Origin of the sequence: Vibrio sp. V08_P9A1T1 (assembly GCF_963874405.1) — a bacterium.
Lineage (GTDB): Bacteria > Pseudomonadota > Gammaproteobacteria > Enterobacterales > Vibrionaceae > Vibrio > Vibrio anguillarum.
On the sequence record NZ_CAWNIB010000013.1, the window covers coordinates 1 to 11707 of the forward strand.

General features: G+C 42.9%; 7 protein-coding genes. All 7 read right to left on the reverse strand.

Features of this window, described 5'->3' with window-relative positions:
* Nucleotides 1-1911: ABC transporter ATP-binding protein (locus tag AACT21_RS00765; RefSeq protein ID WP_094164224.1), on the reverse strand; the 1911-nt coding region annotated here is incomplete at its 3' end.
* Nucleotides 1889-2137 (reverse strand): glutaredoxin family protein, encoded by a 249-nt coding sequence (locus tag AACT21_RS00770; protein ID WP_013856908.1) that lies wholly within the window; start codon nt 2135-2137, stop codon nt 1889-1891. The genes AACT21_RS00765 and AACT21_RS00770, both read right to left, overlap by 23 nt.
* 3 nt (nt 2138-2140) lie before the next feature.
* Entirely contained in the window at nt 2141-4270 is a 2130-nt protein-coding gene (gene rlmKL / locus AACT21_RS00775) for a bifunctional 23S rRNA (guanine(2069)-N(7))-methyltransferase RlmK/23S rRNA (guanine(2445)-N(2))-methyltransferase RlmL (protein WP_094164225.1), read from the reverse strand.
* A gap of 476 nt (nt 4271-4746) precedes the next feature.
* The gene (locus AACT21_RS00780; protein WP_010320557.1) at nt 4747-5289 is read right to left on the reverse strand and encodes a cell division protein ZapC; all 543 of its coding nucleotides are present in this window, start codon (nt 5287-5289) and stop codon (nt 4747-4749) included.
* A gap of 189 nt (nt 5290-5478) precedes the next feature.
* Nucleotides 5479-6489, reverse strand: coding sequence for a quinone-dependent dihydroorotate dehydrogenase (gene pyrD, locus AACT21_RS00785; protein ID WP_094164226.1), 1011 nt, complete (start codon nt 6487-6489; stop codon nt 5479-5481).
* A gap of 45 nt (nt 6490-6534) precedes the next feature.
* Entirely contained in the window at nt 6535-11376 is a 4842-nt protein-coding gene (locus tag AACT21_RS00790; protein WP_094164227.1) for an NAD-glutamate dehydrogenase, read from the reverse strand.
* A gap of 182 nt (nt 11377-11558) precedes the next feature.
* The coding region (locus tag AACT21_RS00795; protein WP_094164228.1) for a DUF2835 family protein at nt 11559-11707 on the reverse strand (149 nt) is incomplete at its 5' end.

The following is an 11707-nucleotide window of genomic DNA, read 5'->3' on the forward strand; positions in this document are numbered from 1 at the left end:
TTCCTGTTGCATTGCTTCGAGCTCTTCCCAGCGCTCGAAAGCAATTTCAAGCTCCTGCTCTTTCGCAGTTAACTTATCTAAAACGGGCTGTGTTTTGTCTGCTGATTGCATGAAAAACTCAGGATCGTTCACTTGCTGTTGAAGCATTTCAATATCATTCTCAAGTTGCTCTAACATTGCGGGCAACTCATCCATTTCTCGCTGCAGTTTATAAGATAACTTTTTAGGTTTTGTCTTAATTGGCGCTGTTTTGAGAGTTTCCTCAACCACTTTTTCTTTATTGCTGACATTTTCAGCAACTCGTGACTGCAAAACCTGAGCTCTTTGTTGCTGAGCATCGTGATAGCCTCCAACAAATTCTTCAATTTTGCCATCGCCTTCAAAAATCCAACTCGTTGTTACAGTATTATCAACAAATTGACGATCGTGGCTGACAAGCAGCAATGTGCCTTGGTAGTTGGCAAGCAAATCTTCTAAAAGTTCCAAAGTTTCGATATCTAAATCGTTGGTTGGTTCATCTAAAATCAATAAATTATTCGGTTTGAGGAAAATACGAGCGAGCAACAGTCTGTTTTTCTCACCACCAGATAGCGCTTTTACTGGCGTTCTCGCACGTTTAGGGGCAAACAAGAAATCTTGTAAGTAACTTAATGCGTGCCGTGGGCGCCCAGCCACCATCACTTCTTGTTTTCCGTCAGCTAAGTTGTCAATTACCGACTTCTCAGGATCGAGGATCTCACGGTACTGATCAAAATAAGCAACTTCAAGTTTGGTACCGCAATGTAATTTGCCACTCTGAGGTTGTAAATCACCCAACAGCAGTTTCAGCAGCGTACTTTTACCGCATCCGTTAGGGCCAATAAGTGCAATGCGATCACCACGCATGATATTGAAACTGAAGTTCGAGACAATGTTTTTGCCATCAATGCTATAGCTAATATCCTTCGCTTCGAAGACAATTTTTCCTGAACGCGCAGCGTCATCGATTTGCAAGTTTGCTTTGCCCTGTACCTCACGGCGATCATTACGCTCTTCTCTTAGCTTCTTGAGTGCTCTTACGCGCCCTTCGTTACGAGTACGACGCGCTTTGATGCCTTGGCGAATCCAAACTTCTTCTTGGGCCAATTTCTTATCAAACTCGGCATTTTGCATCTCTTCTACGCGCAAGGCTTCTTCCTTGGCGACAAGGTACTGATCATAATCACCAGGAAACGAGCTGAGTTTACCGCGGTCAAGATCAACAATGCGTGTCGCCATTGAGTGGATGAACGTCCGGTCATGCGATACAAAGATGATCGAGCCTCTAAAATCTTTCAAAAAGCCTTCGAGCCATTCGATGGTGGTTACATCAAGGTGGTTAGTCGGTTCATCAAGCAAAAGGACATCAGGATCACACACTAGTGCTCTTGCAAGAGCCGCTTTACGCTGCCATCCACCGGATAAATCCGTTAGTTTGGTGTGACCATCCAGTTTCAACGCCGCCAGAACATTTTGGATACGTTCTTCAAAACGCCATGCCCCTGTATGCTCTAGCTGCTCTTGAATACGAGATAACTTATTGATATTACTTTCACTTGGATCGATAACGATGAGATCTAAAAGATCTTGATAGATCTTTAGATACTCACCAACTTCCGCTAATCCACCAGCAACATAATCAAAAACGGTGCCAGCTTCATCTCTAGGCGGATCTTGTTCTAATCGAGAAACAACAACATCTTGTTCTATCTGCATTTTTCCGTCGTCCATGATGATTTCTCTCGCAAGAACTTTCATCATAGTCGACTTGCCTGCACCGTTTCGGCCGACGAGACAAACTCGTTCATTTTCTTGTAATGCGAAATCTGCATGATCGAGTAATGGGTGGTCACCAAATGCTAATTGACCGTTATGGATGGTAATTAATGCCATTATTTTCTAACCAATGAAGTAATGTTTGTTGGTCAAAGGGCCAGCTCAGTTCAGATTCTTGGTATTTAAGAACCGGAATAGTGACCCCGTAACGAGAGAAGAGCGCATCATCAAATGCAATATCAACAAGTTGTACTTGTTCAGCAATGTTTGCCTGCTGAACAAGCTGAAATGCCATCTCACAGAGATGGCATCCTTCAGTACTGTAAAGCGTGAACAACTTCATTCCCTATTCACTGCATGCATGGGAAATCGTCCAGCAGTTATGGATCTGTTTGTTACGTTCAAAATCCAGTGGTAATGTTTGTGCTGAAATGTTTTGAGCAACTAAACCAAGCTCAGCTAGCGCTTCTAAATCCATTTTAAAATGTCGTTTATTGTTTGAAAACACAATCGTACCTTCTGGACGTAGGATACGTTTTAAATTTTCCATCAACTTAATATGATCGCGTTGCACATCAAATGTGTGTTCCATACGTTTGGAATTTGAGAATGTCGGCGGATCGATAAATATCAAATCAAATTGTTCTTTTGCAGTCTCTAGCCATTGCACACAGTCGGCTTGTTCAAAGCGATGCTGGTGTCCAACTTGACCGTTGAGCTTTAAGTTGTCTTTAGCCCATTCTAAATAGGTTTTAGACATATCAACCGTCATGGTTGATTTTGCTCCACCGCAAGCGGCATGAACGGTTGCAGAGCCGGTGTAAGCAAATAGATTGAGGAAGTCTTTACCCTTTGCCATTTGCCCTAAGCGACGACGCGTCAATTTATGATCAAGGAATAAACCCGTATCGAGATAATCATGTAAATTGACAATCAGTTTAACGCCATACTCGTTCACTTCCATTGTCTCAGAAATTTGCCCTAATTTTTGATATTGAGAGCGTCCTTTCTGCTTTTCGCGAACTTTGAGTACCACTTTATTTGCTTCTGTTCCGGTGACTTGAATCGCGGCACGAATGATATCTGTTAAACGGCGTTTCGCCTTTTCTTCTGGAATATCTTTAGGTGCGGCGTATTCTTGGATCACTAGGTGGTCGAGATAAACATCGATCGCAACATTGTATTCAGGCAAATCAGCATCATAAATACGATAGCAATCTAGTGATTCACGTTTCGCCCACTTACCAATTTTCGCAATATTTTTCTTTAAACGATTCGAAAAATCAGGAGCGATCACCGATTCTTGAGAAATAGACGCTCCCGCTTCTACCGTGCGCAATGAAATTGAGTAGTTCTTTTGGTGACAAGGTAACGCACCGTTATTTAACTTAAACTGCTTTTCAGCGCGCATACGCAAACAACTGAGTAATTCGTCAGAGCTTGAGAAAATCGACGCTTGGCAACCGCCAAATTCAGCCTTTAATTGACCACCAAATGCCGTGTATAAAGCAATCAAACCAGGATGTGTACCTAAACGTTCACCATAGGGTGGATTACAGATAACCACACCATCCTCAAACCCTTCAGGACGTTTGATCAGTGCCGCATCACCTAGCTGGAAGGTAATCAGTTCTTCAACCCCTGCGCGGCGAGCGTTATCTTTCGCGGTCTGCAGCACTCGTGCATCGTTATCAAAACCAAAGAACTTACAGTCAACTTTCTTGACACCACGTCTTGCTTGAACATTGGCCTCTGATTTTATTTGCGCCCACAGTTCTGCATCAAAATCCTCTAAAGCTTCGAAACTCCACTTTGGACGCTTGAGACTAGGGGCCATACCAGCAGCCATCATGGCCGCCTCAATGAGCAAAGTACCAGAACCACACATTGGGTCGAGCAGTGGCTTCGCTTCACTCCATCCACTACGCAAAATAATAGCCGCTGCTAATGTTTCACGAAGTGGTGCTCGCCCCGCTTCGGTACGGTAACCGCGCTGATGTAAACCACCGCCCACCATATCAATCCCTAAAATGGCTTTATCTTTATGCAAGCGTACATGGACACGAAGATCTGCATGATCTTTATCGATCGAAGGGCGCGGTAAGTTCTTTTTGGTGAAACAGTCGACAACCGCATCCTTTACTTTCATCGCACCGTACTGACTGTTGCGGATTTCGTTATTTGTGCCGTTGAAGTCGACAACAAACTTTTTCGAACTATGAAAATGATTAACCCAGTTCACTGAACTTGCCGACAAGTAAAGATCCATATCATTTTGGCAGGTAAATTCAGAGAGGACGCGAACAAATCTTGATGCTAGACGGCTCCACAAACAACAGCGATAAATCTGCTCTTTCGACGCTTTAAATTTTACCCCGGCCTGCACGGGTTTTGCGTCCGTAATCCCTAATTTGGTTAGTTCTTCAACTAATAGGTTCTCAAGACCGTTTGAGGTAACCGCTAGATATTGATTCATACTGCTCTTTTACTGATAAAAATGACCACGCATTATACCTGACAATCCCACGCTTGAGTAAAACAAAGTGTCTCTTTCGCCTTCTCAACCATTCAATTGCTTAACTACTCGCCAATTTTACAAATAGACAAACTTCGAGCATTGCAAAAACATCTCACTAGATATAGCAAGGCCTACGGGATAAGTGAGTATTTATTCACTGCAAAATTGGACTATACCAGATCGATTTTTACAGTGTAAATTAATTACAAATGAGCTAAAAATGGGAATATGTCGGCCATTTCTAGTGATGTAGACACTGTTTATAACGTCACTTTTGAAGAAAAAAACATCAGAATCCTGAACAAATCTCACATTTAAGATCGAATTCAGACGGATAGGATTGAGTTGGGGAAAAGCTCTAGGCAAAAAAAATCGGCTATTAAGCCGATGGGAAATGAAACAAAGGAACGAAACGTTGTGCTATTAGGGAAAAGTTAACTCACAAGAGCAACGTGCTCTTCGAGCAAAATATGATTAGCGCAAGCCATACGGTCATGCATAACCTTAATGACCTGTCCGAATTCCAGCTGTTTGGAACCATTCAGTATGAACGCATCCAAATCGACTAAGGCGCAAAGACTAGCGCAGTCCCCTACCTCAAGTACGATGAAATAACCTTGGCTGTAGCCGTTGACCAACCGAACAATGTCACCTTCACTCGGTTCAAAACCGTAGCCTTGATGATCAAAAAACCAACTTTTAGGCTGTACAGGTTTATGAAAACGCTTAGCGGCAACACAATAGAGTGCTAATTCGGCTTGTCTTGGCTCACTTAAACCTAAATAGGCAATTTGCTCTTTGTAGGTTTGGAAAGCACTCGCATCATCGACTGAAAAATGATTCTCAGCAAAAGCACAATCGACGAGCAGATTACGGTAAAGATTGGTCTTAAAAACCATCTCATCACCAAGGTACAACATCAGGCAGCTTTCGCTATCTGAATAATACCAACTCCATTTGTCACTTGGTTTAAGCATCGTTCCACTCTCTAATTTTAATGAATTATCAAACTATTAGGTAAAACGCTTAATTACCTTTGCCAGCTAGTGAATGTAATTTTAAGAACAGAAATATAAAAAAAAAGAGGAAATGAATAACTCATTCCCTCTTACTTTGACCCAGTCACTTTTTATTTTTCTGAGTAAATACCTTTAAATCGCACTTATTTACAGGTTCTTGACAATATCTCTCACTAAACCTGGGCCGTGATAAATGAATCCTGAATAGACTTGTACTAGTTTCGCGCCCGCCAACATTTTTTCTTTTGCAGCGATGCAAGAACCAATACCACCCACTCCAATAATGGGCAGCTTATCACCCAACTCTTGGTACAAGCACTTAATCACTTCCGTACTTCTTGATTGAACAGGACGGCCACTTAACCCACCCGCTTCATTCGCGAATTTCATACCTTCCACCAGCGACCGATCCAATGTGGTATTAGTCGCGATAACGCCATCAATATTATGCTTGAGTAACGATTGGCAAATTTGTTTAAGTTCGTCATCAGAAAGATCGGGAGCGATTTTTAATGTTAGCGGAACGTATTTATTATGCAGCTTAGCCAATTCAGATTGCTTCGCTTTCAGTACGGCAAGCAAATCATCCAATGCCTCACCATATTGTAACGTTCGTAACCCAGGAGTGTTGGGGGATGAAATGTTCACTGCTATGTAACCAGCATATGGGTAGACTTTCTCCATACAAATAAGATAGTCATCTGCCCCATTTTCAATCGGTGTATCTTTATTCTTTCCAATGTTGATACCGATAATGCCGTCATATTTAGCTTTCTTAACGTTCTCAACCAGGTTGTCGACACCTAAGTTGTTAAAGCCCATTCGATTGATAATACCTTCCGCTTGGATCAAACGGAATAAACGCGGTTTATCGTTACCAGATTGAGGACGTGGAGTCACGGTACCAACTTCGACAAAACCAAACCCCATTGCACCAAAAGCTTCTATGCATTCCCCATTTTTATCTAGGCCAGCGGCCAAACCTACAGGGTTTTTAAAAGTTAAACCCATGCATTCGACTGGGCGATTGGGTAAGTGTTGACGATAGAAGAGATCAAGAGGAGTGCCTGTGAAACGTTTAAAGTTTTCAATGGCGAGATCATGTGCCTTTTCGGCATCAAGTTGAAAAAAGCCAGTCCTGGCTAAGCGGTAGAGCATTGTGCCTCCGAAATAAAAAGCCCCGTATAAACGGGGCGTTATTATTTACTCATTTGCCGCACAATTCAAATTTAAAAGTACTAATTCTCTTAATGCTACTGAGAATTTTGCAAATTCATGTACTGCACCAACTTTAAATTCGTTGAGGATACTCTCCCAGCGCATTAAGGATACTTCATTACTAGCAATCCATTCATCCAGTGCTTTCATTACATCGAGTTCTTCTGGCGAACAAGTACAATTCAATACTTGCGCAGTGAGTTGACGCTGCTGCCAGTCTAAATCTTCACGGAATGCAGCGCGAGCTAGTGCTTGCCAGTTGTTATCCACCGCTTGGCCGTTAATCTGTTTCAAGAACCAGTGCAGTGATAAACGATCACCCAAGTTAAAGTAAAGCTTAGCTGTCTGAGCAACGGTCTTACCTTTATCACGAGCCACTGTGGATATATCCAGTGCTGAGTACAGGCTTGATAAACGAGCAACGTAATTCGCCAGTTCGGAGTTAATGCCTTTATCAATCCAGACTTGAGCCATGGCATTATGCTCTGCAACCTCTTCAGCAACGAGCATATTGTCTAGTTCAGCGGAAACGGCATTGACGTCAGTTTGATAAAGCGCAATCAAATCTTTGACCGATTGTTTGCCTGAACGATTACGCAGCAACCAACGAGATAAGCGGCGTAAGGTTCGGCGTACTAAGAAAATCACATCGTACTGTGCATCGGCTTCTGCTTTATTGTCGAGTAAACGAACCTGCTCAAGAACACGGCCTAAACCATAGATTTCTCTTGCCGCAGTGTAAGCATTGGCAATATCGACAACATTCGCACCAGTCTCTTCTTGCAGACGGGTCACGAAATTACATCCCATTTCGTTCACCATCTGGTTGGCCAGAGCCGTAGCAATGATCTCTGCACGAAGTGGATGCTGTTGCATGTGCTGAGAATAGTTACGACGTAACTCAGTAGGGAAATAGTTGATCAACTGCTGTGAATGGAATTCATCGTGAGAAATCTCTTCACAAGCCAATTCCTCTTTCAACACCATTTTGCCGTATGCCACTAATACCGATAGCTCCGGACGGGTTAATGCAAATCCCTGCTTCTCACGCTCAAGCAAAGTTTCATCATCTGGAATGTATTCCAATGCTCGGTCAAGGTGCCCTGCTTTTTCCATAGCATGGATGAAACGAATCTGCTCTTTAACTAACGATACACCCTGTTGCTCAGTGACAGAAATAGCTTCAGATTGAGCGTAAGCATCTTCAATAACGATGCCTCCTACTTCGTCTTCCATCGACTCTAAGATCTGATTACGTTGTTTGACGGTAAGATCACCATTCGCCACCAAGCCATTCAAGAAGATCTTAATATTAACTTCATTATCCGAGCAATCGACGCCGCCAACGTTATCAACAAAGTCGGTATTAACACGACCACCAGTTAATGCATACTCAACACGTCCAAGTTGAGTCATACCTAAGTTACCACCTTCACCGATCACTTTTGTACGAAGATCGCGTCCATCAATTCTTAGAGCATCGTTAGCACGGTCACCTACATCAGAATGGCTCTCTTTCGATGATTTAACATAGGTGCCGATGCCTCCGTTCCACAGAAGATCCACTTCCATTTTCAAGATCATTTTAATCAGCTCATTAGGCGCAACAGAAGCCTTCTTAGTGCCGATCATTTTTTGAATTTCAGGCGTTAAGGTGATCGATTTCGCTTTGCGAGAGAAGATACCACCACCTTTTGAGATCAACTTTGCGTTGTAATCTTCCCAGCTAGATCGTGGCGTGTTGAATAAGCGATTGCGCTCTTCCCAACTTTTTGCTGAATTTGGTGTTGGATCGATGAAAATATGCAAATGGTTAAACGCTGCTTGCAAACAGATGTGTTTAGACAGCAGCATACCATTACCGAACACATCTCCAGCCATATCGCCAATGCCAATCGCTGTAAAATCTGTGGTTTGGCAGTTAATGCCCATCTCACGGAAGTGGCGCTTGACTGACTCCCATCCCCCTTTTGCTGTAATCCCCATGGCTTTATGGTCGTAACCATTTGAACCACCAGAAGCAAAAGCGTCACCTAGCCAGAAATTGTATTCTGCTGACACTGAGTTAGCCAAATCGGAAAATGTTGCTGTCCCTTTATCCGCGGCTACAACTAAGTAAGGGTCATCTTCATCATGACGAACGACATTTTTAGGTGGAACGACTTCGCCTTCAATAATATTGTCGGAAACATCGAGTAATGCACGAATAAAACGTTTATAGCAGCGTTGTCCCTCGGCAAAGATCTCATCACGCGTGGTAAACATGTGCTGTTTCTTACACACAAAACCACCTTTTGCTCCCACAGGAACAATAACGGTATTTTTTACCTGTTGCGCTTTCACTAACCCTAGAATCTCGGTACGGAAATCTTCTTGGCGATCAGACCAACGTAATCCGCCACGTGCTACTTTACCACCACGTAAATGAACACCTTCAATATCAGGCGCATAAACGAAGATTTCGAAAGCCGGCACAGGAGCTGGAATTTCAGAAATCTCTTTCGGTTTCATTTTTAAAGAAAGCCAGGGTTTGATCTGATTGTTTTCATCCAGCTGGAAGTAGTTAGTACGGATCGTTGCACTGATCATCTCCATATAACGACGAATAATACGATCATCATCCAAGCTATCAACACGATCTAACTCTTCAGTAATAGCGTTGATAAGATCCGTTTGCCCTTTTTGAGCCCCTTTGTGTTTAGGATCAAACCGCTTTAAGAATAGTTCCACCAGCCCTTTTGCTACATCTGGATAATGGCTGAGTGTATCTTCAATATATTGTTGACTGAATGGGAAACCCACTTGGCGCATGTAACGCGCATAAGCACGAAGAATCGATACTTCGCGCCCAGTTAATGAAGCACCGAGTACTAGTCGGTTGAAGCCATCACTCTCTAATTCACCAGCCCAAATAGCCGCAAATGCTTGTTGAAAACGATCTCTCGCTTCTCGAAGATCGACACTCTTATCGCTCTTATGCAGCATTGAGAAATCTAAGATCCAATATGTTTGTCCATTTAACTTGCGTACTTCATAAGGTGACTCTCCGATCACCCTCAGCCCTAAGTTTTCCAACATCGGCATCACATCAGAAAGATGGATTGGCTCGTCACGGTGATAGAGTTTTAAGCGCACCGCTTTTGAATCGGCCGCTTCTTCTTGTGGACGATAGAACAACATGCCGAGTTTGTGCTCTTCATCTAAGGCTTCCAATCGCTGGATATCATCCACCGCTGAACCCGGCATCATGTCTTCTTTGTAAGAACGAGGGAATGCACGCATGTATTCTTTCGATAATGGCAGTCCTTTACTCTCTCCAAAGTTTGCTACGATCGCATCTGATAAACGATCATCCCAAGTTGATGATGCTTCCATTAAATTCTGCTCTACCGTTTTTACATCGACATCCATATTGTTATTATCAACACGTACGATGTAGTGTGTTCTTGCCAATGGGCTTTCTGAAAAATAAGTGGTGAACTCAACATCTTGCTCACAACCAAAGTACTGTTTGAAAATTCGTTGCGTTTGGCGGCGAAGCTCGGTGTTATAGCGCTCTTTGGTCACATAGACCATGCAACTGAAGAAACGACCAAACGGGTCTTTACGAACAAACAGACGCAGCAAATCCCTATCTTGCATTTGCACTACGCCCATCCCAACTTCTAACATCTCTTCTTCACGTGCTTGCAGTAACTCATCACGAGGATAGTTTTCTAGAATATTGTGCAGCGCTTTATAGGAATACGAGCCTGCACGATAACCGCTGGCTTTTAGGATACGTTCTACTTTTTCGCGGATCAGCGGAATAGTTTCGACACTTTGGTTATACACTGCCGAGGTATATAGACCAGTGAAACGATGTTCACCGATCACTTTACCTGCCTTGTCGAACTTTTTAACGCCGATATAATCGGTATAAGCTGGGCGGTGGATACGTGATTGGGTATTGCCTTTAGTGACAATCAATAAAAAAGGCTTTTTGGCTTCAAGGCGCGCGGAATCAGGAAAGTCAGATAATTTTACGCTGCGCACACGTTTTGAATCAGAAAATAAACCCAACCCTTTTTCTGCTGTTGGTCTCAGTTCAGTATCGCCTTCGACCGTCACGAGGTCGTATTCTTTGTACCCCATGAAAGTGAAATTATGATTTCCCATCCACTTTAAGAATTTGATGGTTTCTTCGTAACGATCACTTTCTACAGGAATGAACTCTTTTTGTGTCTCCAATTGCGCAATCACTTGCACCAGTTTTTCTGACATTGGTTGCCAGTCTTGCACCACTAAAGCTGTATCGCTCAAAATACTAAGCAACTCATTTTTCAACTGTGTCATCGCTTCTTTGCTACTAAGGCGGTCGACTTCAATATGAAAAAGAGATTGCAGAACACCCTCACCTTGGTTTACCGAAGTAATAACACCGTTATCGGTGCGCGAGATTTGCGTTGGGCCATTGAGCATGAGGTGTGACGATAAATCCAAACGGCTGAGCGCCATTTTAATGGAGTCCACAAGAAACGGACTATCAGGGATTACTATTTCAACAATCGTGTGCGTTGACTGCCAACCTTGGCGGCTTACTGTCGGGTTAAATACCCGCACTGAACGCTCCTCTGGGTTTTTCTCGTTAATATGGTGCCATAGGCTAACTATCGCACCATATAAGTCAGATTCATTACGTTCAGTCAGATCATCTTTCGAAATGTTACTAAATAGATGTTGAGCAAGTTGGGTCACGAGCGGTTGATGAGCAAGATCGAGTTTGTCTTGAATCAGTTTGTACACTTTTTCAAGCAGAACTGGCACTAAAGTTTCACGCGCAGTCATAGTAGACTCCAAGATTATTATTTTTGTAGGGTATGCGGTAAGCATAGCGCTTACCATTGGTAATGCTTGCTTTATTGTAAAAGCTTTATTGACAAATAGTTAACAGTTTTAGGGCAGGTCTGAGGTGAAATGTTTGAGAATGTGATTAAGATTCCTATTTAAATATCTAGAAAATCAGCGGCTCACAGAGTTTCTAACTTTACAAACTTGTTATTTTGGTCAGTTGTCAGCCGAAATCGACCTTTTACTCCAATTTGGCTAAGAAATGGACGAAATCGAGACGCGGGTAGCTGAAGGCGTAAACCTTGATCTGTGTAGACTTGTACAGAGC

What these genes read in the sequence shown, in the direction of transcription:
- AACT21_RS00770 (WP_013856908.1), bottom strand. Translation starts at nt 2,137, where the DNA reads ATGAAGTTGTTCACGCTTTACAGTACTGAAGGATGCCATCTCTGTGAG.
- rlmKL (WP_094164225.1), bottom strand. Translation starts at nt 4,270, where the DNA reads ATGAATCAATATCTAGCGGTTACCTCAAACGGTCTTGAGAACCTATTA.
- AACT21_RS00780 (WP_010320557.1), bottom strand. Translation starts at nt 5,289, where the DNA reads ATGCTTAAACCAAGTGACAAATGGAGTTGGTATTATTCAGATAGCGAA.
- pyrD (WP_094164226.1), bottom strand. Translation starts at nt 6,489, where the DNA reads ATGCTCTACCGCTTAGCCAGGACTGGCTTTTTTCAACTTGATGCCGAA.
- AACT21_RS00790 (WP_094164227.1), bottom strand. Translation starts at nt 11,376, where the DNA reads ATGACTGCGCGTGAAACTTTAGTGCCAGTTCTGCTTGAAAAAGTGTAC.